We start from the raw sequence: 20,338 nt of genomic DNA on the forward strand, positions 1-20,338 counted from the left end.
CCGGGTCCTGGTCGACGGGCCGGTAGGTCACATCCGCTGGCCCGTGCGACTACTGAACACGGGCGGGAGTTGCGGGAGCGTATGCGCTTTTCGATACGTCAGCGATATGTGCGGGATCCCTTCGGATCTGCGCACGATGTGCAACCGCCTCAGGTCAGGGGTGGTCGATCGATTCGGTAGACGTAATGAGCCCGACCATCAACAGGGTTGTCAGGCGTCATGTCGCCTTCGGTGACACGCCGCAGCCCTGCCTTTTCGAGGGCCCGCCACGATGCCCGGTTGGCCACCGGCACCGGCACCAGGACGCAAGGCGCATCGGGATGGTCGCTCCAGGTCGCCTGGGCGACCGATCGGATCATCCGCGGCCCGAGCCCGCGGCCGATGTCCGCGGCCTCGCCGATCAGGTAATCGATGGTCATGGCCCCGTCGGGCACCTCGGTGAGGGCTGCGAGCTCTGAAAGGTACTCGGGGTAGTCCGACAGGCGACAACGCTGCACGAGGCCGATCGGGCGGCCGTCGAGGTGGACCAGCAGGTCCTCGGACGGCTCCTCTCCCTTGATGGCGGGACCGAAGTCCCTTGCCACCGCCTCCGTAGAGGTCTCGTGATTCCACCAGCGGGCCACATGCGGCTGCCGCAGCCAGTGCCTCAGTAACGGAAGGTCGTGCTCGGTGAGGCGACGGAAAGTGCACATGGGGATGGCGCCGGTGTCGGTGGCGTGGAGCATGCGCGTGGCGGCCCGGTGGAGGTAAGCGGTCACTTCGGGGTCGGCGTCGAGGGTGTAGTCGGTGTCGAGGGCGGTGAGGGCCTGGGCGACGGCGGGGAGGTGGTCGGCGGAGCAGTCGACCGTGCAGGTCGCCTCGGAGCGGGGGCGGATGCGGGTGGCCAGGGCCCGGGTGCGGCGGCGGACGGTGTCGGCGGGGACGTGGACGGTGGCGATGGCGCGGTAACGGGTCGGCGCGGTGGCGATCTTGTCGGCGACGTAGGCGGCCGGGTCGTCACCGGGGACGGGGCGGGGCGTGAAGCGGTGGCGGGTGGGGGCCGGGTCGGTGATGCGGTCGAGACGGTAGATACGCCAATCGTTCTTGTCGGTGTCGTGGGCGAGGAGGTACCACAGGCCGCCGGAGACGATCAGGTGGTGGGGCTCGACGCGGCGGGCGGCGCGGCCACCGTGCCGGGTGGTGTAGTCGAAGGTGACGCTCTCGTTGTCGCGGCAGGCGGCGGCCAGGCCGCCCAGCAGCTCGGGGTCGACGCGCGGGCCGCGGGTCTCCCAGCCGATGGTGGCCGTCGTCTCCTGCACGGCCGCGACGTGGGTGCGCAGCCGGGCGGGCAGGACCTGTTCGAGTTTGGCCAGGGCCCGCAGTGAGGTTTCCTCCATGCCGGTGAGGTGGCCCGCGGCGGTGCGCAGGGCGACGGCGGTGGCCATGGCCTCGTCGTCGTCCAGGATGAGCGGGGGCATGGCGGTGCCGGAGGCGAGGCGGTAGCCGCCGGCGTGGCCGGTGGTGCCCTCGACGGGGTAGCCGAGGTCGCGCAGGCGGTCGATGTCGCGGCGGACGGTGCGGCCGGTGACACCGAGGCGTGCGGCGAGTTCGGCACCGGACCATGCGCGGCGGGTCTGCAACAGGGACAGCAGACGGAGCATCCGGGCGGGCAGGTCGGTCGTCATGTCTTCCAGCATGCCCCTCTTTACGGACGTGAGGTGTCCTAAAGGGGTCCTAGCTTGGACGGCATGCCGACGGGGTGGCTCTTCGCAGCCGAGGGAGGGCGACCGGCGCCCCGATCACCGCCAAGGAGACAAGAGATGAAGATCGCACTGCTGGGAACCGGCTTCGGGCAGGCGCACGCCGCCGTCTACGCCGCTCGCGACGACGTGGACGTGGTGATGTTCGGCCGGGACGCGGCCAAGACCGCGAAGGTGGCGGGCCAGTTCGGGTTCGCCTCGTCGACCGAGACGGACGCCGCGTTCGAGGACGACTCCTTCGGCCTGGTGGACATCTGCCTGCCACTCCCCCTGCACGCCGAATTCGTCCTGCGCGCCCTTCAGGCAGGCAAGCACGCGCTGGTCGAGCTGCCGCTGGCCGATGACATCGACGACGCGAAGCGGGTGGTCGAGGCCGCCGCGCACAGCGACAAGCATGTGTTCGTCGACATGTTCGAGCGGTTCATCCCGGCCAACCAGGCCCTGTTCGACGCGGTGAGCCAGGGGACGTACGGGCGCTTGGAGCAACTGACGTTGTGGAACCTGACCGCGCACCTGTGGCCGGACGCCTCACTGGGGCTGAAGGTCCTGCCGCTGGAAGCACTGCACAGCGACATGGACATCATCACGCGCACCCTTGGCCTGCCCCGGGCCACCACGGTCACCACCGTGGCCCGCGGTGAGGACTCCGGGGCCGTGGACGCCGTCTTCCGCTTCGACGGCGCGGCGGCCCGCAGCTCCGTCTCCTCGCTGATGCCCCAGGCGTGGGGCGCCCGCGGCGGCTACACCGCGACCTTCGAGCACGGCGTACTGGACGCCACGTCGACGATGGGCTTCGACGGCAAACCCTCCGGCACCGTCACCGCCTACACCGCCCGGGGCGCGCACGAGCTCCAGTTGCCGGCCGCCGACCAGTACACCGCCATGATCGACCACGTCCTGGAGGTGGTGCGCGGCGAGGCGGAGAACCGCATCGCCCCCCAGAGTGTGCTGGACGCGCTTCAGCTCACCCTCGACGTGGACCGCCAGGTCAACCACCCCGCCTGAACGCGTCTCCCGGCCGTACCGCCCACCCGGTGCCGTTGGGCCGGCTCGCCAGGGCCCGGGCTCAGTCGATCGTCTTGATCACCCGGGCGGGAACTCCCGCGACCAGGGTGTTAGCAGGAACATCACGGCTGACCACCGCACCGGCAGCGACCACCGCGCCGGCGCCGACGGTCACTCCCTGCAAGATCACGGCGGACGTCCCGATCCAGACGTCGCCCTCGATGACGATCGGGGCGAAGGAGAGGTACTCGCGGCGCTCGGCGAGCGGCAGAGGGTGTCCCCCGGTGATGAGGCTGACTTTTGGAGCGATCATGACACCGTCGCCGATGCGGATCCCGCCCTTGTCCATGAACGTGCAGCCCTGGTTGACGAAGACGTTCTCCCCGAACGTCGTGTTCAGCCCGTTCTCGGTGAAGAACGGCGGGTAGATGGTCACCGACTCCGGAAGCGGGCGACCGAACACAACGGAAAGTAGTTCGGCACGGCCTTCGCTGTCGCTGAACGGCAGCACGTTCAGTCGGGACGTCGCGTCGGTCACCTCCACGATGCGCTCCGCATGAAGCGCGAACTCTTGCGTCTGGACATACATGAATTGCTCTGTGCGGGTGGACATGCGACGGATCCCACCACCGTGGCCAGGGAGTGATCAAACAACCACAGGGCCCACCGACCACAACCACTGGTTGTAGGAGTAGCCTGCCGGGGTGGATGCCGAAGCTCTGCGGACGTTCGTGACCATCGCCGAGACCGGCCAGTTCCAGGCGGCTGCGGACGAGCTCGGGATCAGTCAACAGGCGGTCTCCAAGCGGATCGCGGCCCTTGAGAGACACCTCGAAGTCACGCTCCTGGTACGCACCTCACGGGGCTCGCGGCCGAGCTTGGACGGGCAGGTCTTCCTGCCTCACGCCAAGAAGGCCCTCGCAGCCCTCGAACAGGCCGAGCAGGCCGTGCGCCCCGGCAGCCGTCCCCTGCGCGTCGACGTCCTCAACGCGCGCATCGCACCGGCTCAGGCCGTCTACCGGTTCTACCGCTCACACCCTGAGATGAACCTGGACACGGTCGCGTTGAGCGACGAGAACGCCGCTCAGGCCGCCCAGGCGGTGCTCGAAGGCACCATCGACGCGTCCTTCCGTGCCCTGCCGGTGGACCAGGTCCCGGCCGGGATCCGCGCCGAACGACTCCTGGAGGCACCCCTGGAGGTCCTGGTCGGGCCCGGCCACCCCTTGGCGAACGCCCCCTGGGTGAGGCCTGCGGACCTGGCCGGCCACCGCATCTGGATCCCCGGGATCAGACCGGGCACGGAGTGGGCGGCGTTCTACGATGCGCTGTCCGAGGCCTTCGGTCTGAGCATCGACGCGCTCGGCCCCCACTTCGGCGACGAGGCCCTGATGGACGCACTGGCCGACTCGGCGTCGCTGGCGACCCTCGTCGGCAGTGGCGACCGGTACCTGTGGCCGCACACCCACGACCTGCGGCGCATCCCGTTGCGCGAACCCACCCCGGTCTACCCGCACGTACTGTTGTCCCGCACCGGGGACCAGCACCCCGTGCTGACCGCGCTCCACGACCACCTGCGCACCTCGGGACCACCCACCCCGGACGACGTGTGGGTGCCGGACTGGATGGCCCGCTGACCGTACGCCCGGCCGGATGCGGTCAGGGATGTGCAGGGCGTGTGGGCGCGTCCGCGAAGCGCGCCGCTTAGGGCGTGTTCGCCAGGCTGCATCTCCAGATGAGCGTTGAGCGCAGCGATGTACTGCTGCGGCGACCGCTGGCAGACCCACGCCCTCGGCCCGCCCAGGTGATGACGGACGACAGGTCGTGGACGTCCCGCGGGCCCGCGGTGTCGATGCGCCCGGTGGATGGGCGCCAGCTCCGGGTGACGAAGCCGCGACGCAGACCAGCCCGGCGGCGACTGCCCAGTTCCGGCAGCGCCGGGCCGCCCGCCTCGCTGAGGAAGGCACGAGTTGTTCGCTCCTCGGTGGCAGCAGTCTCGGTGGTGCAGTGGTGCAGTGGTGCAGTGGTGCAGTGGTCAGGCGGTCGAAGACATCGACGCGGCCGCCGAGTTGTGCGGGGCATCGGCATCGGCGAGACGGCGGCAGTAGGGCAGACCCAGGCAGTCCTGCCCCCGGAAGTGGGTGAGCAGCAGCTGCGCGTACTCACGGTCCCGCTGAAGGAACGAGAGATGGTCCGTCCCCGCGATCGTGACGAAGGAACCGCGGGGGTAGGCGACGGCGAGCCGGCGCCCGCCTTCAGGAGGCGTCAGCGTGTCGAACTCGCCGGTGCACACGAGCGTGGGCGTGTCCGGCATGGGGCCGTCGTAGGCGATCTGGGAGGTGTACAGGCGACGCGTATTGGCGATGATCTTGGACCGGGCCTGCTGCGGCAGTCGGAGCATCGCCGCGTGGAGCATCCGGCGCACGACGCTGTGCCGGTGGACGGGCCCGGGTGGAGAGGCGGGCGAGAGGTGATCGACCGCCATCCGGGCGAACGACTCCGCGTCGCCGGTTTCCAGGAGGTCCGTGAAGCGACGCAGGCCGGCGACTTCGTCCTCGTGCAGGGGCTTCCGCGGGTCGGCCGCCCCTGTCAGTACGAGGCGCCGCACCACGTCCGGCCCGTACCGCTGTGCCAGACGGTGACCCACCAGCGCGCCGTAGGAGACCCCCACCACGTCGTACCGCTCGTGCCCCGCCGAGCGCATCGCACGGTGCGCCGCCACGGCGAGGAAGTCGATGCCGTAGTGCACGGGCAGTTCGTCGGCGATCCCGTACCCGGGCAGGTCGAGGGTGACGATCGTGGCGTACGGCAGGAAGGCCGCCTCGTGGCGACGCATGAGCTCATGTCCTGGAACGCGCCGCCGAGGAAGAGCACGGGAGGCATCCGCGGCCGGGCGTGGGGCAGCACGCGGCGGAAGTACATGAAGCCTTCGTGCTCCAGCCGGTGGACCGCGGCGGACACCGGACTGGCTCCCTCCTTGGACACCACGCCCGCTCCTACCTCCGTGTCGTTCCGGATGCCGGTGTCACCCGGATCAGGGTGTTGATGACGTGGTCCATGACGTCGGACGCGGGATCGTCGGTCAGGTTGGAGAGGAGCCGGACCATGAAGCGCATAGCGTTGGGTGACCCGACGGCGTTCTGGGTGACCACCGATGTGAAGGCGGGGCGGGCCATGAGGGCGGAGAACACCCGGCCGAACCGGTAGTAGCGGCCCAGTCTGTGGGCCATCTCGCGCGGGTAGTGCTCCATGGCGCGGTCCCGGGACGGTCCGGTGGGCCGGGCCAGGGCCTGTGCGACGACGTCGGCGGCGAGCTCCGCGGACTCCATGGCGTAGGCGATGCCCTCGCCGTTGCACGGGTTGACCATGCCGCCGGCGTCACCGACGAGGGCGAGTCCGGGACGGTAGTGGGGCAGGCGGTTGAAGCCCATCGGCAGGGCGGCGCCGCGCAGCGGTCCGTCCGCGTTGTGTGCGTCGCGCAGCCCCCAGGAGGCGGGTGTGCGGGCCAGCCAGGTGTCGAGCAGCGTGGGCAGCCCCATGGAGCCGGTCCTGGTGTCGTTGAGGACGCCGAGACCGACATTGACCCGTCCGTCGCCCATGGGGAAGATCCAGGCGTATCCGGGGAGGATGCGGCCGTCGTGGCGGCGGAGGTCCAACCAGGTCTCCAGGTAGGGGTCCTGGTGCTTGACGGGGCTGTGGAAGTACCGGCGGACGGCGGTGCCGAGGGGGCGCTTCTTGAGCCGCTCGATCCCGACGGAGACGGCGAGCCGCCCGGCGACACCGTCCGCGGCGATCACGAGGGGTGCTTGGAAGTTTTCCGGCCGGCCGTCCGCCCCGGTCGCCGAGACGCCGATGACCCTCCCGGCTCGGTCGAGCAGAGCTCCCGTGACCTTCGTCCGGGTGTGCAGCCGCGCTCCCGCCGCCGTGGCGTGCTGGACGAGTACGTGGTCGAAGTCGTCCCGCGTGCGGGTCAGTCCGTGCCCGGGGAACCGTCCGCATTCGGGCCAGTCCAGTTCGACGGTGCGTCCCCGGGAGACGAAGCGCAGGCCCCGGTTGCGGGTCCAGCCGGGCCCGGTGGTGTCGACGCCCATCCGTACCAACTGCTGTACGGCGCGCGGCGTCAGTCCGTCGCCGCAGACCTTCTCCCTGGGGAACTCCGACTTCTCCACCAGCACCACGTCCAGGCCCTGTCGCGCCAAGTGATAGGCGGCGGTGGAGCCCGCGGGGCCCGCGCCCACCACGACGACCTGGGCGTCCGCCGTCCGTGCCGTGGTCATGCGTCCGCCTTCTCGGGTACGGCGGTGGGGCGCGTGGCGGGGCGTGTGGCGCGGTGCAGGGCGACGATGCCACCGGTGAGGTTCCGCCAGGAGACGTGGGACCAGCCCGAGCGGGCGATCACGTCGGCGAGCCCCGGCTGGTCGTGCCAGGCGCGGATGGTGTCCGCGAGGTAGGTGTACGCGTCGGGGTTGCTCGACGTCCAGCGCGCGACACGGGGCAGGCCGCCCATCAGGTACCGCAGGTACACCGTGCGGAACGGCGCCCATGTGGGATGGCTGAACTCGCAGACCACCAGGCGCCCCCCGGGTCGTACGACCCTGCTCATCTCGCGCAGTGCGGTGGGCGCGTCGACGACGTTGCGCAGCCCGAACATGATGGTGACCGCGTCGAACTCCGCGTCCTTGAAGGGCAGGGAGAGCGCGTCGCCCACCTGGAGGGTGACGTTGCGGTGAGTGCCCCGGCTGATCATCCCGGCGGAGCGGTCGATGCCCACGACGGTCGCGCCGGAGCGGGCCAGGGCCTCGGTGGAGACGCCGGTACCGCACGCGACGTCCAGGCACCGCTCGCCGGGGCGCAGTCCGAGAGCCTGGCGCGTATGGGCCCGCCAGAGGCGGTCCTGCCCGGCGGACAGGACGGTGTTGGTGACGTCGTAGCGGTGTGCCGCCTGGTCGAACATGCGGGTGACGGCGTCGGGTTGCCTGGCGAGAGTCGCCCTCGACATGAGTGCTCCTGCGGTCTTGGGCAGCGTCGGCCCGGGGTCAGAGGTTGCCGCGTCGTTCCTGTTCGCGTTCCACGGCTTCGAAGAGTGCTTTGAAGTTGCCCTTGCCGAAGCCCTGGCTGCCGTGGCGTTCGATGAGTTCGAGGAAGAACGTCGGACGGTCCACCAGGGGGCGGGTGAAGATCTGCAGGAGGTAGCCGTCGGCGTCCCGGTCCACCAGGATTCCGCGGGAGCGCAGTTCGGCGATGTCGACGCGGACCGGGCCGATCCGCGCGCGCAGCACCGGGTCGTCGTAGTACGTGTCGGGTGTGGGCAGGAAGGCGACGCCGGCGGACCGCAGGGCGTCCGTCGCGGCGATGATGTCGTCCGTCTCCAGGGCGATGTGCTGGGTGCCGGGCCCTTGGTGGTAGGCGAGGTATTCGTCGATCTGCGACCGGCGCGCGCCGGGGGCCGGTTCGTTGAGCGGCAGTTTGACCTTGCGCGTCCCGTCGGCGACGACTTTGCTCATCAGGGCCGAGTACGTCGTCGCGATGTCCTCGCCGATGAACTCGGCCATGAGCGAGAAGTCCATGGTGCGCCGGTAGAAGTCGACCCACTGGTCGAGCAGTCCCAGTTCGACGCAGCCGACGACGTGGTCGATGCCGTGGAAGAGCGGAGGGCCTGCGGGACGGGGGAAGTTCCCGGCGGGCGGCTCGAATCCGGGCCGGAAGGGGCCTTGGTAGGAGCCGCGTTCCACGAGGGTGTGCCGCAACTCCCCGTAGGTGGCGATCGCCGCGGTGCGTACGGCTCCGAAACGGTCCTGTTCCAACTGGGGTTCCTGGAGGACCCGCGCGCCCGCGGCCACGGCGTGCGCGAGCCCTTCGTCCAGATTCCGCACGGCCAGGGCGATGTCGCTCACCCCGTCACCGTGCGCGGCCGCCCACCGCACGGCGGGACTGTCCGGTTCGGCTCCGCCCGTGACGACGAAGCGCGCGGAGCCGGAGGTGAGCACGTACTCCGCGTGGCCGTGCGGGGAATTCTCCGGCCGGCGGCACGCCGTGAGCTCCATGCCGAGGACGGAGACGTAGAAGTGCGCGGCCTGAAGGGCATTGCCCACGCAGAGCCGCACATGGTCGATCCCGGTGATGTCCCAGGGGCGCGGGGAGACGGCGGAGGCGGCGGGCGTCTCCGTGTCCCGTGCCGGGGCAAGTGTCGTGGGTTCCATGGCGACTTCCCATGCGCAGGGGGCGGGTGGCGGTGCCGCACAACAAGCGACGAGCCGTCACTATACGTGATGAATCAACTGCGTATAGTGACTGTGCGTTCCGGTTCCGCCGGTGCACCGGGATTTCGCCGCGTGTCGGCCCGGTCCATGGGGTCCGGAGCGGTCAATGAGCGACGAGTGACGAGCAGAAGGAACGTATGACCACCCAAGTGATGGACTCTCCGGCACACTCCTCGGCCGTCCCCGGCTCCCGGGAACCGTCCGAGCTGGACATGGACGGGCTGTCCCGGCTCCTTTTCGGACACGCTGCCTTCCAATACCTCAACGCCGCCTGCGAGCTGCGGCTGTTGGACCTGCTCATGGAACGCGGAGCACTGACCGCCGACGAGATCCGGAGCCAACTGGGCCTGGCCGAGCGTGCCGCCGACATCCTGCTGCTGGGTTGCACCGCCCTCGGGCTGACACGCAAGGAGGGCGATGCCTACAGCGTGGCACCCTTGATCGCCTCGCTCGGCGCCGAGGGGACCTGGGGCAAGATCAAGGACACCGTCGCGTTCGAGCAGCACATCGTGTACCAGGGCCAGGTCGACTTCGTCGCCTCACTGCGGGAGAACACGAACGTCGGACTGCGGCACATCCCGGGCGACCACCCCGACCTGTACCGTCGCTTCAGCGGTCACCCGCAACTGGAGTCGGTCTTCTACCGCTACATGCGGTCGTGGTCACAGCTGGCCAACGAACACCTGGTGGCGGCGGTGGACCTCGGCGACGCCGGGCGGCTCCTCGACTGCGGCGGAGGCGACGCCGTCAACGCGCTCGCCCTCGCCCAGCGCAACCCGCACCTGGAGGCGACCGTACTGGAGATCCCCTCCTCGGCCCCGCTCACCGAGAAGAGGATCGCCGAAGCAGGCCTCGGCGACCGCGTCTCGGTGCTCCCCTGTGACATGTTCGCCGACGCCTTCCCCACCGGGAACGACTGCGTCCTGTTCGCCCACCAACTCGTCATCTGGACTCCGGACGAGAACACGGCTCTGCTCCGCAAGGCCCATGACGCGCTCAACCCGGGCGGCCGCGTCGTCATCTTCAACTCGATGTCCAACGACGAGGGGGACGGCCCCCTGGTGGCGGCTCTGGACAGCGTCTACTTCGCCACCCTGCCGGCCGAAGGCGGCATGATCTACCCCTGGCGGCTCCACGAACGCTGCCTGCGCGAGGCCGGCTTCACCTCGATCGAACGCGTCCCGGTGCCCGGATGGACGCCGCACGGCATCATCATCGCGTACAAGCAGGACGGGTGAGCGTCCCGCACGCGGCGGCGACATCTCCGCGCCCCGGTTCACTCGCCGCCTTCGTCAAGCTGGGGCGGGTCAAGTTCCTCTTCCAGAGCATGATGGTGACCGGTTTCGGCGTGGGCCTCTCCGTCCACATGACCGGCACCTTCTCCGTCAAGTGGTACGCGCTGACACTGGCCTTCGCCTGGTCCACGCATCTGATGACCCACTTCTGCAACGAGTACTTCGACCTCGAGGCGGACCGGGCGAACACCCGCCCCACCGCCTGGACCGGCGGCAGCCGCGTGCTCGTGGACGGGCTCCTCAGCCCCGCCACGAGCATCGGCGCGGCGTTCGTCCTGCTCTTCGTCTCCATGGCGCTCATGGCCGCGATGCCATCGCCGACCGCACGGGCGCTGGCCTGTGCGCTGACGGCGCTCGCCTGGTTCTACACGGCGCCGCCGCTGCGCCTGAACTACCACGCGTGGGGCGAGGTCACCTGCGCGGCCGTCCTCTACGGAATGGGACCGCTGCTCGCGGCCCAGCTCCAGGCCGGCCGGTGGAGCCCGCTCCTGCTGTGGAGCACCGCCCTCGTCGCGGCACTCCAAGTGCTCCGCTGCCTGATCATGAACCTCGCCGACATCAAGGGCGACACCCTCGTCGGCAAGAGGACGCTGGCGGGCGTCCTCGGGCCGAGCCGGCTGGTACGCGTGTACGTGATCGGGCAAGTGGGCCTGTATCTGGGCGTGCTCGTGCTGGCGACGGCCGGCCTCCTGCCTCCGCCCGTGGCACTGGCGCAGCTCCTGGTCGCGCCGGTCGCCGTCTTTGTCGCCCGCAGCCTTCGCGGCGGCGCGATGGACGACCCGGTGCGCTGCGACGACGTCACCTTCTGGTCATCCATGCAGCTGCCGCTCACCACGTGCTCGACGATGCTGGCCCTGCTCGTCGACATGCTGCGCCGGGACCGCGCCGTCCCCCCGCTCTGGCTCGCCGTCGCAACCATGACCACCGCACTGTTCACGCTGTGGCTGTACCGCACCATCGCCGCCCGCCACCGGAAAGCGCCGAGCCGGACCGCTGCACCCGTCCGGGGGGAGCGATGACGAACCAGCTGCGCGACTGGTGGCGCAGGACCGGGGCCGACCTGCCCGGCGGAGACCCGCTGCTCTCGCACCGGGCGCCGATGGAGGGTTACCTCTGGCGCTTCACGGACACCGCGCGCGGCAGAGTCCTGGTCGTCGCCTGCGGTGTCAACCACCACCCCCAACGGCCCTGGGGGACGGTCGTGGTCGCGGCGCACCCTCTGGGCCTGGTGCGCTCGACCAGCGTCGACGGAGCACACACGAGCACAACAGGCCACGAGGTGTTCGCGCCCACTGTGTTCAGCCTCAGTGAGGGCCGACTGCACGCCCGCATCGGCGACGACGTCGACATCCGGTGCACGCTCACCCCCCTGCGCACCTGGCCGCCGGGGCGTCTCCTGCACGGCAGCGGTGTCTTCTCCGTCGTCCCGGGCCTCAACCACTACTGGCACCCGTACCTCTTCGACGCCCGGGTGGAGGGGACAGCACGCCTCGCTCAGGACACATGGGACCTGTCCGACTGCCGCCTTTACGCCGAGAAGTCCTGGGGGCGCGGCTTCCCAAGGGCCTGGTGGTGGGGCCAGGCACACGGCTTCGACAACCCGGAGCTGTGCGTGGCCTTCGCCGGGGGCCTGCTCGGCCGCGGCCGTGCCACCGTGAACGTCAGCGGCCTCACCCTCAGCACGGGAAGCAGGGTGTTGAGTCTGGTGCCCCCCACGGCGATGGTGCGGGCCAGGGTGCGGGACGGCGTCTGGCGGCTCAGAGGCCGTACCCCCCGTTACGAGGTGGACCTCATCGGGGACGCGGCACACAGTCGGGCCGTGCCCCTGCCGGTTCCGCTGCTCCAGCCGCACCGCTTCGGGCACTCGCTCCAGCACCTGGCCGGCCGCCTGCGTCTGCGCGTACGACGGGACGGCCGAGAGGTCTACGCCGGGAGCTCCGCGCTGGCCGCGCTGGAGACCGCGGCGCTGTGACCCGGCCGGTTCCCCGCGACGGCATCCCCATGGCATCCGGGGCGGTCCCCCTGGCCGGTCATGGCTGGCCGATGCTCCGACAGCCACTGGACTTCACCACTTCCCTCGCCCGGCACGGGGACATCGTCCGGCTGCGGCTGCGCAGCCCATCGGCAGCAGAGACGCGCGCTGCCACCTCTCTTCCACCCGGCGCGCTTCCCGGGCTACGTACGGGCAGTGGCCACCGCCGCCGACGCGCTGGCCGCCTCATGGCCCGGCGACCGGGTCGTACGCGTCGACCGGGCGGTGGAGCAGCTCACCTTGAGCATGCTGCTGACGGTGTTGTTCAGGGCAGCACGAGGACAGCGCTTCGACCCAGGACCGATGGCTGCCCGCCACCGCGACGGATCCGTGCCGCGGCACCGTGGTTCCGCTCGAGAAGCGTGGAGCGGACTCTGCCCCAGCCGGTCAATGTTCGACGTTGGAAGCGCTCATGGCAGCCAGCGTTGTCAGTTCCTCTGCCACGGCGTCGGCGATCAGTTGGGAGTCACCGGGGCGGAGGTGGCTGACGACGGTGAGGGTGTAGGTGTCCGCGTTCTGGATGAGGTCGAGGTTGACGGTGCCGGGTGGCGGGAGGGGAGGCAGGGCCGTGATGCCGGTCAGGCGGCGGCCGTGCAGGTGGCTCGGGCCGCCTCGCCACTTGAACGCCGTGCACACCGCTGTGCTCACGTCGGGCTGGAGCATCCGCCTGGTCAGCGTTGTGGTGAGCGCCGTGGTCAGCCAGGGTGCCGCGCGGTTCAGGTTTTCCAGGACGGGCAGGGCCGCGCGGTGGGCCTGGCATCGCTGGTTCGCGGCCGACAGCAGGTGCTGGCACGTCCGCAGGCGGTCGGCCGGGGATTCGGTGTCCACGGGCAGCGGGACGCGGATGGCGGTGCTGAGGTTGCCGAGCCTCTGCGCCTCGGACGGGCCGCGCAGGTCCACGGGCACTCTCGCGTACAGGGGCGGTGCGTCGCAGGACCGGGTCGAGAGGGTGTCGTAGCAGGTGGGGAGGGCACCGGCCAGCGCGCTGAGGAGGAGCTCGTTCAACGTCGCGCCCCGGCCGGTCGCGGGCTGGCGCCGTGCCGAGCGCATCACGGCGGCGTCGAGCCGGGTGACGGTGAGGGAGGGATGGCATTCGCCAGGTGTCGGCGGCAGGGGCTGTCCTGGGGCGCTGCTGGCATGCCACTCCCCCAGCAGGTCGGCGACCGGGACGCGGGGCCGCGGCAGCCTCGGGACGGGTTGCGGTGCGCGGACCCGGACGTCGGCCTCGTCCATGAGGAGGCGGAGGAGGATGGCGAGGGAGCCGCCGTCAAGAAGCGCGTGGTGGGCCAGGAGCACCAAGCCCTGCTCGCCGGTCGGTGCGGGCTCGGGCACCAGGAGCTGCCAGGGGGGCCGGTCGGCAGGCAACTGTCGTACTACCGCCGTGGTCAGGAGCGAGGGCAGATCCTGTGCGCAGGCGTTGATGTGTGCGGCCGGGTCGAACGGCCCCGCGAACCGCCAGCGGTGGCCGGACAGCGCTGTCGGCCGGGAAGACGGCTGAAGGATCTGGTGCATCCGCTCCAGCCCGCCCCAGCGCTCACCGACACGAGAGCGGAGTTCGGCCAGGTCGAACGGCTCGCCCGTGTACAGCGTGGCAAAGCCCATGGTGCCGGGCAGCCCCGGCCGCAGGAAGCTCGCCTCTTTCCCTGACAGCCGCATGCGGCTCCCCCTGTGCTCGTGATGGATACGGTCGTCGTTCTCGGTGCGGTCGGCGGGTCAGATCCAGGGGGTGTCGAAGACGAGGCAGGCGTTGTGGCCTCCGAAGGCGAAGCTGTTGCTGAGCGCCGGCCCGGCGGGCAGTTTGCGGGGCCGGGCGGTCACGAGGTCCACGTCGCACTGCGGATCGAGGCGCACGGTGTTCGCGGTCGGCGGCAGGATCCCCTCGTGCAGGGACAGGCAGGTGATCACGGCCTCCAGGGCTCCCGCCGCTCCGAGGGAGTGCCCGGTGACCGCCTTGCTCGCGGTCACCGGGACGGCGGAGGGGCCGAACAGGGCGGTGATGGCGCGTGCTTCGGCCAGGTCGTTCAAGGTGGTGCCGGTGCCGTGCGCGTTGATGTGCGTGACCGCGTCGGCGTGGGTGCCGGCGTCGGCGAGCGCCTCTTCCATGCAGGCTCGGGCGCCGGTGCCTTCGGGGTGCGGCGCCGTGAGGTGATGGGCGTCGGAGGTGCTGCCGTATCCGGTGAGGGTGGCGTAGATCCGCGCACCGCGGTCGCGGGCGTCATCCAGCCGCTCCAGCACCAGGAAGGCCGCGGCCTCGGCGAGCAGAAATCCCTGCCGGTCCGTGTCGAAGGGCCGCAAGGCACTGGCAGGGTCGTCGCATTCGGTGACCATGGCACCGGATCGTCCGAAGGCGAGCGCTGTTGTCGCGGTCATCGGGCTCTCGTGGCCGCCCGCGACGACCACGTCGGCGCGCCCGGCCCGGATCAACTGCATCGCCTCGCCCAGCGCGTGGCTACCGGAGGAGCAGGCCGTGGAGAGGGTCAGTGTGGGCCCGGTGGCGTCGTGCTTGGCGCTGATCCAGTGGGCGCCTGCGTTGTGCATCATCCGGGGTACGTACGGTACGTCGGGCCCCCCGATCCCGGACTCCTGCGCGATCACTCCGCCATAGGCGGTACCGGTGACGACCGCCCTCCGGCCTGCGGGGGCCCGGAGGCCTCCGGCATCCACGACGGCGTCCGTGGCGGCGCACACCGCCAACTGCACGGACCGGTCCGTTCGCCGCACTTCCTTGTAGGTGAGGTAGCCCTCCGGTGTGAACTCGGGCATCGGGCAAGCGGGGCGTACGACGGTGCCTTCGGCATCGAAGGCGTGCATCCGGGCCGGGGAGCGTGAGACGAGCAGGTTCTCCCACAGTGCGCCGATACTCGCCCCTGCCCCACAGCGGACACCCAGGCCGGTGACCGCGACAGCGCGTCGGTGAGTCATCCGGTGACCACACCCGAGGCACGGGTGGTGCGCAGTTGCTCGGTGAGCTCGGCCAGGTCGCCGACCGTGCGTACGGAGGCGGGATCGACACCTTTGAACGACACGGCGAAGTGGTCCTCCACGACAGCCTGGAGTTCGGTGATGTCCAGACTGTCGGCTCCGAGGTCCGCCACGAGCCGAGCTTGCGGCACGACGTCCTGCACCGGCACGGACAGGCAGTTCGCGCACATGGCGCGCAGCTCATCCCAGTGGTCCGGGTGTGCTGTGTTCACGGTGTCTTCCTTTGTTCTGGTGCCGTCATCAGGGGCCTGGTCGGTGCGCCACCGAGGTGGCCTGCGTGGTGGCCCGGCTCTGCCATCCGCGCCAAGGTGTCGATCTCCTGGGATACGGCGTCGACGAGCCGGTCGGCGCTGCCGGGGAGCAGGTGGCACACGGCGGTCAGCGCGTACGCGCCCGGAGTCTGCATCAGCAGGAAGCTGGCACCGCCCGGCCGGGACAACGGCGGCAGGCCCACCATGTGCCTCAGCTCCCGCCCTTGAAAGGTGGTCGAACGGGCACGCCACTTCGCGGTGGTCGTCACCGTCGCCATGTAGGACGGTCTGCCTCCTCTGCCGGTCAGCCGCGCGCCCGCCCACGGCATCATCCGCCGAACACTCTCGGCCAGGGGGAGCAGTACGGCGGCGTGCACGCCGGCTCGTCCGGGCACCGCTTGGAGCGCCTCCTGGCAGACCCGCAGGCGGGCCACTGGGTCGGTGATCCCGAGGGGCAGCGCGACCCGGATGGCGGTGACGATGTTGCCCAACTCGTCCTGGTTCTCCCGCGTCCGCAGGTCGCACGGCACGCACGCGTACACCGGGCGCGCGGACGGCCAGTCCTGCGAAGGGCCGAACTGAGTGTGCAGGGCTCCGGACACGGCGCTGGTCAGCAGCTCGTTCGGGGTGGCACCGCGCGTGCCCTCAGGGTGCCGGGCCGCGGCACGCAGCGTGGAAACCGGCAGCAGGCGGACGGCGACCGAAGGTTCCGCATGGTCGGGAGAGGACAGGGGGAGGGTCTGCCCGGGTGAGGTCAGCGACTTGAGCTCCCGGGCCACCGCGGCGAACGGGATGCGGGGCCGGGGCACGAGGCCGGTGGCCCGCACAGGATCAGCGCCGTCCATCAGCACGCGCAGCGCAACGGTGAGGGAGTGCCCGTCCAGCAGCACATGCTGGGCCACCAGCGCCAGCGCGAAGCCGCCTTCCGATCCGCCCGGAACGAGGTACAGCCGCCAGAGCGGCACTCCGCCGGGCGGCGGCCGGTTGACGAGGTGGGCCCACAGGTCGTGCAACTCACAGTCCGCGGCAAGAACGTGCTCACGAGGGCGAAACGGTCCCGGGACGGTCCAGTGCGCGTGGCTCCCGTCCTCGTCGGCGCCGGGCTTGAAGTGCAGCACCTGGTTCAACCGGGGCAGGGCCGTCCAGCGTTCGGCGACCCGCCGCCGGACTTCCTCCAGCGAAGGCGGTTCCCCGGTGAAGACCGCCGCCAGCCCCGTGACACCGGAGCATCCGTTGCGCAGGAGCATCTCATCGACGAGGGACAGTCTCATGAGTCGCACCGCCTGTCTGTCTTCTGTCGGTACACAGCCTTTCGTCGGTACACGGCTCCGATGCCGGGCGCTGGAGAGGAGGCAGAACTCATGGCCTTCCACGGTGATCAGGTACGTCCATGGCACAGCGACCGGCCCGGTGTGCGAGACCGGTGACGGGCCGGTCACCGGGCCGGGTGCTGAATGCGGGCACGCCGTCCGCGAGCAAGGCCAGTTCTCGCCCGAACGCATCGGCCAGCTCCCGGGCGTGGCCCTCAGGGGTGTGGCCCGTCACGGTCAGGGTGAAGGAGCGCGCGTAGTCCGTGAGTGTCAGGCGGATCGTTCCGCGGGTCTGCAACGGCGCCAGGGGAATGACCCTTTCCAGCGCTCCGCCGTCCAGGGACCAGGGCCCGCGGGGCCAGGTGATGACGGTGCAGGCCACCGGGGCCCAGTTCGGCAGAGCGGCCGGAACGCTGACCAGGCGAAGCGCCCAAGGCCCGATGCGGGCGGCGGAGTTGATGAGGTCGAGCGTGGCTTGCGCCTGTTGCAGGAGGCCGGGGCCGGCCAGCAGCGCACGGCAGGCTCGCAGCCGTTCTCGGGGGTCGTCGACCGCCACGGGCAGGGGAAGTCGTACCACCGAGAGGAGGTTGCCGAGCTCGTCGCCCTGTTCGGGTGTGCGCAGGTCCACGGAGAACATGCCATAGAGCGGGCGAGCCGCGCCGGGCCGGCGCTCCGGGGGGCCGTGGACGGCGCGGAGGGCGCCTGCGGACGCCGTGAGCAGCAGTTCGTTGAAGGTCGCGCCCAGCCCCGGCAGAGCGCGGCGGGCCGCTCGTACGGTGTCGGTGTCCAGGCCGCTCCAGGCGAAGTCCCGCTCCGGGCGGGCCGGCCCGCGCAGCCGTGGCAGGGCACGCCCGCACCGCAGGGTGTCGAGCGGCCGGCCCGCGTCCCGAGGCGCAGGTGCGGCCCGCACACCGCGGTGCGTGGTGCGGCCGCGTTCGCTGCCGCTGTCGAGGAGCCCGCTCAGCAGGCGCTCCAAGGACCGTGCGTCCATGAGGGCGTGGTGGGCGGTGAGAATGAGGGCGAAGCGCTCCTGCGCCTCCTTGTGGCCGGGGCGGACCAGCAACAACCGCCAGGGGGGCCGCCCGGCGGACACCGGCTGGCTGCTCAGGCGGCCGAGCAGCCCCGTGAACGCCTCTTGTCCCATACCGTCACTGGGCACCGCCGCGCGGACCTCGGCGACATGAGCGCCGAGGTCGACGTCCTCACTGTGGTGCCAGCGGTGACGGCGCAGCCAGGAGGGCTGCCCGGGCCGCACCAGGACGCGGCGCAGCTGCGGAATGCCGCCCCAGCGGTCGGCCACGCGAGCGCGCAGATCAGCAAGGGACGGTGGTCTCCCCGTGAACAGCAGGGCCATGCCGATGGGAGGTGAGGGACGTGCGCCGATTCCGGCGAGGAGTTCATCAACGGGCGCCAGAAACACACGCTTGCTCGTCTTGCTCGTCTTGCTCGTCTTGCTCGTCTTGCTCGTCTTGCTCATCGTGTGAACCGGGTTTCCATCTCCGAGCCGCTTGCCGCGTCTTGGCCACTGCTCGGTGTCATGGTGCCGTCACCTCTGCACCGGCGGCGCACGAGTCCGCACCTGCGGCGCATGTGCCGTCGATGAAAGCGGCGACCTCACTCAGCGTCGTGTCCAAGGTGACCTGATCGTGGCTGAATGGCAGGCCGGTCCGGTTCTCCAGGGCGACAGCGAACTCGACCTGCGACAAGGAGTCCAGGTCCACGTCCTCCATCGTGGTCTCGGGCATCAAGTCGCCCTCAGGGCAGCCGAATTCGCCGACCAGAACTTCCACGACGATGCTGTATCCCGTGCCCACTACAAACTCCTCATGACGTCACTCGAACGGCTGCTGCCATCGCTGTAAACAACTCCCGATTCTGGCTGGGGAGAACCGCGCACCTGGCCAACGGCGGGCCTTTCACTCGTACGAGGCTCCGGCTGTGGCACAGCGCGCGAGGCCAGCTCCCCGGCACCCTGCCTCACCACTCCACAAGCAGCCGTGAGAGCCCGCGAGTGAACAGACCCTCCTTCCAGGCGACGGCCTGCGGTGGCCCGGCGGCCAGACGCAAGGACGGGAAGTGCCGCAGCAGTTGCGCCAGGACGATCTGTAGCTGGAGCCGGGCGAGCGGCGCGCCGAGACACCGGTGCGCGCCGTGTCCAAACGTCAGGTGGCCGGCAGAACGGTTCTGCGACGTGCCGCTCCGCGACTCGGCGAAAACGCTCTCGTCCCGGTTGCCGTGCAGCAACGACACCACGACGGCCTCGCCTGCGGCGACGGTGACTCCGCCCAGCCGAACCGGTTGCGTTGCCACCCGGGTCAGACTCACCGGGGTGGAGGGCGTGAGCCGCAGCAGTTCCTCCACCGCGGCGGGTAGCAGCTCGGGCCGTCGGCGCAGTTGCCCGTACGCGAGCGGGTCGGACACCAAGGCGAGCGCCGCCAGGCCGATCTGACCCGCGGTCGTCTCGTATCCGGCCGTCAGCAACGTCAAGCCCATGGTGATCAGTTCGGCGGAAGACAGCGTGCCCTCGTCGTGTGCCTGGATCATCGCGGTGAGGAGGTCGTCGTCCGGTTCCCGGCGCCGGCGCTCGATCAGGCCCGCCATATAGCTCACCAGCCGGACGCGGCGCCGCGCCTTCTCCTGGCGTGTGCCGTGCGTACAGTCGAACACCACTTCCACATGCTCACGGAAGCAGTCACTGTCCTGCGCGGGGATGCCCAGCAGCGAGCAGAGCACGCCGCGCGCCAGCGGCAGGGCCAGACCTCCGCTCAGGTCCGCGGGTGGCCCAGCGGCGATCAGCCGGCCGATGTGCTCGTCGGCCAACCGCTCGATGGACGGGCCCAGAAGCGCAGCCCGGCGGCTGGTGAACGCACCCGCCACCACGCGCCGCAACCGCGCATGGTCGGGGCCGTCCATGCTCACCATCGACTGCGGGGCAGGCTGGACGTCGACCAGCTTCGGCGCCGGGGCCCCGGCGGCCGCGACCCGGCTGAATCTGTCGTCCGTCAGCACCAGGCGTCCGAGGGCGTGGTCACGTACGAGCCACACGTGGTCGCCGGTCGGTGCTGTCACACGACCAACGGCTTCCGGGGCTCCCGGAACTCCCGGGGCTTCCGGGGCTTCCGCCAGGAACGCCGGCAAGGGCCCCAGCTCATCCATCTCGATGCACAGGGACACAGATGCCGCCGCTTCCACCGTTTCCATGGCCCTCCAACTAGCCCTTCAACTGGCCCTCCAACTCGGTCGGACACGTCCACGGGACGTCATCCGGGCCGATGGCCGATACCGCTGACGCATTCGGGCGTCCCGCAGTTCGCCGTATACCGGCTGGCGGCGACAATAACAGCCCACGAGGGTGCAACTCCCGTTGTACGCACAGGCGTTCAATACTCTACGGAGACGGGTTTATGCGATTTCATTGATGGCTTTTCGGGGCAACACAGCTTCACGGAATCACTCATGTGAGTGAT

The 20,338-nt window shown here is 70.4% G+C and carries 18 protein-coding genes and 1 pseudogene; 5 read left to right on the plus strand and 14 right to left on the minus strand.

The features are described from left to right. Positions 1 to 149: 149 nt before the first annotated feature. A complete protein-coding gene (locus ACZ4Z4_RS04920) occupies positions 150 to 725 on the minus strand; it encodes a GNAT family N-acetyltransferase (protein WP_468324117.1) in 576 nt (191 codons plus the stop codon). Beyond that, a pseudogene (locus ACZ4Z4_RS04925) lies at positions 705 to 1,664 on the minus strand (helix-turn-helix transcriptional regulator); the annotation flags it as partial. The pseudogene ACZ4Z4_RS04925 and the gene ACZ4Z4_RS04920, both read right to left, overlap by 21 nt. A 135-nt stretch (positions 1,665 to 1,799) precedes the next feature. Between ACZ4Z4_RS04925 and ACZ4Z4_RS04930 the strand changes: the two are divergent. After that, positions 1,800 to 2,744, plus strand: a complete 945-nt coding sequence (locus ACZ4Z4_RS04930; protein ID WP_468322303.1) for a Gfo/Idh/MocA family protein — start codon at positions 1,800 to 1,802, stop codon at positions 2,742 to 2,744. A 61-nt stretch (positions 2,745 to 2,805) separates the two neighbouring features. Here the strand turns inward: ACZ4Z4_RS04930 and ACZ4Z4_RS04935 are convergent, their stop codons facing one another. Then, positions 2,806 to 3,333: a DapH/DapD/GlmU-related protein gene (locus ACZ4Z4_RS04935; RefSeq protein WP_468324120.1), complete on the minus strand. Its 528-nt coding sequence runs from the start codon at positions 3,331 to 3,333 to the stop codon at positions 2,806 to 2,808. Positions 3,334 to 3,448: 115 nt separating this feature from the next. Here ACZ4Z4_RS04935 and ACZ4Z4_RS04940 point away from each other — a divergent pair, with 115 nt between their 5' ends. After that, positions 3,449 to 4,378 carry a LysR family transcriptional regulator gene (locus tag ACZ4Z4_RS04940; protein ID WP_468322306.1) on the plus strand — a complete coding sequence of 310 codons (930 nt, stop codon included), beginning with the start codon at positions 3,449 to 3,451 and terminating at the stop codon, positions 4,376 to 4,378. Between the two features lie 398 nt (positions 4,379 to 4,776). Here ACZ4Z4_RS04940 and ACZ4Z4_RS04945 read toward each other — a convergent pair whose 3' ends face one another. The 4 genes from ACZ4Z4_RS04945 to hppD form a co-directional block, all read right to left on the minus strand. Beyond that, positions 4,777 to 5,577, minus strand: coding sequence for an alpha/beta fold hydrolase (locus ACZ4Z4_RS04945; RefSeq protein WP_468322308.1), 801 nt, complete (start codon positions 5,575 to 5,577; stop codon positions 4,777 to 4,779). Between the two features lie 160 nt (positions 5,578 to 5,737). Beyond that, entirely contained in the window at positions 5,738 to 7,018 is a 1,281-nt protein-coding gene (locus ACZ4Z4_RS04950; protein ID WP_468322311.1) for a geranylgeranyl reductase family protein, read from the minus strand. Continuing rightward, positions 7,015 to 7,740, minus strand: coding sequence for a demethylmenaquinone methyltransferase (locus ACZ4Z4_RS04955; protein ID WP_468322313.1), 726 nt, complete (start codon positions 7,738 to 7,740; stop codon positions 7,015 to 7,017). Before ACZ4Z4_RS04955 ends, ACZ4Z4_RS04950 begins: the two co-directional genes overlap by 4 nt. Positions 7,741 to 7,777: 37 nt before the next feature. Then, positions 7,778 to 8,941, minus strand: a complete 1,164-nt coding sequence (hppD, locus tag ACZ4Z4_RS04960) for a 4-hydroxyphenylpyruvate dioxygenase (RefSeq protein WP_468322315.1) — start codon at positions 8,939 to 8,941, stop codon at positions 7,778 to 7,780. A 197-nt stretch (positions 8,942 to 9,138) separates the two neighbouring features. Between hppD and ACZ4Z4_RS04965 the strand changes: the two genes are divergently transcribed. Genes ACZ4Z4_RS04965 through ACZ4Z4_RS04975 form a run of 3 tightly spaced genes read left to right on the plus strand, consistent with a single transcriptional unit; the run spans position 9,139 to position 12,268 of the window. Beyond that, on the plus strand, positions 9,139 to 10,239 hold the full coding sequence (locus ACZ4Z4_RS04965) for a methyltransferase (protein ID WP_468322316.1): 1,101 nt from the start codon (positions 9,139 to 9,141) through the stop codon (positions 10,237 to 10,239). After that, a complete protein-coding gene (locus tag ACZ4Z4_RS04970; protein ID WP_468322318.1) occupies positions 10,236 to 11,315 on the plus strand; it encodes a prenyltransferase in 1,080 nt (359 codons plus the stop codon). The genes ACZ4Z4_RS04965 and ACZ4Z4_RS04970 overlap by 4 nt, the downstream gene beginning before the upstream one ends. Then, positions 11,312 to 12,268, plus strand: a complete 957-nt coding sequence (locus tag ACZ4Z4_RS04975; protein ID WP_468322321.1) for a tocopherol cyclase family protein — start codon at positions 11,312 to 11,314, stop codon at positions 12,266 to 12,268. Before ACZ4Z4_RS04970 ends, ACZ4Z4_RS04975 begins: the two co-directional genes overlap by 4 nt. Positions 12,269 to 12,715: 447 nt before the next feature. On the opposite strand, the gene ACZ4Z4_RS04980 is transcribed toward ACZ4Z4_RS04975, so the two are convergent. From ACZ4Z4_RS04980 to ACZ4Z4_RS05010, 7 genes are all read right to left on the minus strand, one after another. Then, the gene (locus ACZ4Z4_RS04980) at positions 12,716 to 13,984 is read right to left on the minus strand and encodes a wax ester/triacylglycerol synthase domain-containing protein (RefSeq protein WP_468322323.1); all 1,269 of its coding nucleotides are present in this window, start codon (positions 13,982 to 13,984) and stop codon (positions 12,716 to 12,718) included. A 57-nt stretch (positions 13,985 to 14,041) separates the two neighbouring features. Further along, positions 14,042 to 15,250 carry a beta-ketoacyl-[acyl-carrier-protein] synthase family protein gene (locus ACZ4Z4_RS04985; RefSeq protein WP_468322326.1) on the minus strand — a complete coding sequence of 403 codons (1,209 nt, stop codon included), beginning with the start codon at positions 15,248 to 15,250 and terminating at the stop codon, positions 14,042 to 14,044. Then, positions 15,247 to 15,522: an acyl carrier protein gene (locus tag ACZ4Z4_RS04990; protein WP_468322329.1), complete on the minus strand. Its 276-nt coding sequence runs from the start codon at positions 15,520 to 15,522 to the stop codon at positions 15,247 to 15,249. The genes ACZ4Z4_RS04985 and ACZ4Z4_RS04990 overlap by 4 nt, the downstream gene beginning before the upstream one ends. Next, entirely contained in the window at positions 15,519 to 16,832 is a 1,314-nt protein-coding gene (locus ACZ4Z4_RS04995; protein ID WP_468322331.1) for a wax ester/triacylglycerol synthase domain-containing protein, read from the minus strand. The genes ACZ4Z4_RS04990 and ACZ4Z4_RS04995 overlap by 4 nt, the downstream gene beginning before the upstream one ends. A gap of 88 nt (positions 16,833 to 16,920) precedes the next feature. After that, positions 16,921 to 18,348 (minus strand): wax ester/triacylglycerol synthase domain-containing protein, encoded by a 1,428-nt coding sequence (locus tag ACZ4Z4_RS05000; protein WP_468322333.1) that lies wholly within the window; start codon positions 18,346 to 18,348, stop codon positions 16,921 to 16,923. Positions 18,349 to 18,406: 58 nt separating this feature from the next. Further along, positions 18,407 to 18,685: an acyl carrier protein gene (locus ACZ4Z4_RS05005; RefSeq protein WP_468322335.1), complete on the minus strand. Its 279-nt coding sequence runs from the start codon at positions 18,683 to 18,685 to the stop codon at positions 18,407 to 18,409. 163 nt (positions 18,686 to 18,848) lie between these two features. Then, complete coding sequence (locus tag ACZ4Z4_RS05010; RefSeq protein ID WP_468322337.1) at positions 18,849 to 20,072, minus strand: cytochrome P450; 1,224 nt, start codon at positions 20,070 to 20,072, stop codon at positions 18,849 to 18,851. Positions 20,073 to 20,338 lie beyond the last annotated feature (266 nt).

The organism is Streptomyces sp. NPDC030245, assembly GCF_055572995.1.

Bases quoted from the DNA above. Each gene is read 5' to 3' on its own strand.
- ACZ4Z4_RS04920 (WP_468324117.1), bottom strand. From the start codon at position 725: ATGCTCCACGCCACCGACACCGGCGCCATCCCCATGTGCACTTTCCGT.
- ACZ4Z4_RS04930 (WP_468322303.1), top strand. From the start codon at position 1,800: ATGAAGATCGCACTGCTGGGAACCGGCTTCGGGCAGGCGCACGCCGCC.
- ACZ4Z4_RS04935 (WP_468324120.1), bottom strand. From the start codon at position 3,333: ATGTATGTCCAGACGCAAGAGTTCGCGCTTCATGCGGAGCGCATCGTG.
- ACZ4Z4_RS04945 (WP_468322308.1), bottom strand. From the start codon at position 5,577: ATGCGTCGCCACGAGGCGGCCTTCCTGCCGTACGCCACGATCGTCACC.
- ACZ4Z4_RS04950 (WP_468322311.1), bottom strand. From the start codon at position 7,018: ATGACCACGGCACGGACGGCGGACGCCCAGGTCGTCGTGGTGGGCGCG.
- ACZ4Z4_RS04955 (WP_468322313.1), bottom strand. From the start codon at position 7,740: ATGTCGAGGGCGACTCTCGCCAGGCAACCCGACGCCGTCACCCGCATG.
- hppD (WP_468322315.1), bottom strand. From the start codon at position 8,941: ATGGAACCCACGACACTTGCCCCGGCACGGGACACGGAGACGCCCGCC.
- ACZ4Z4_RS04965 (WP_468322316.1), top strand. From the start codon at position 9,139: ATGACCACCCAAGTGATGGACTCTCCGGCACACTCCTCGGCCGTCCCC.
- ACZ4Z4_RS04975 (WP_468322321.1), top strand. From the start codon at position 11,312: ATGACGAACCAGCTGCGCGACTGGTGGCGCAGGACCGGGGCCGACCTG.
- ACZ4Z4_RS04980 (WP_468322323.1), bottom strand. From the start codon at position 13,984: ATGCGGCTGTCAGGGAAAGAGGCGAGCTTCCTGCGGCCGGGGCTGCCC.
- ACZ4Z4_RS04985 (WP_468322326.1), bottom strand. From the start codon at position 15,250: ATGACTCACCGACGCGCTGTCGCGGTCACCGGCCTGGGTGTCCGCTGT.
- ACZ4Z4_RS04995 (WP_468322331.1), bottom strand. From the start codon at position 16,832: ATGAGACTGTCCCTCGTCGATGAGATGCTCCTGCGCAACGGATGCTCC.
- ACZ4Z4_RS05000 (WP_468322333.1), bottom strand. From the start codon at position 18,348: ATGAGCAAGACGAGCAAGACGAGCAAGACGAGCAAGACGAGCAAGACG.
- ACZ4Z4_RS05010 (WP_468322337.1), bottom strand. From the start codon at position 20,072: ATGGAAACGGTGGAAGCGGCGGCATCTGTGTCCCTGTGCATCGAGATG.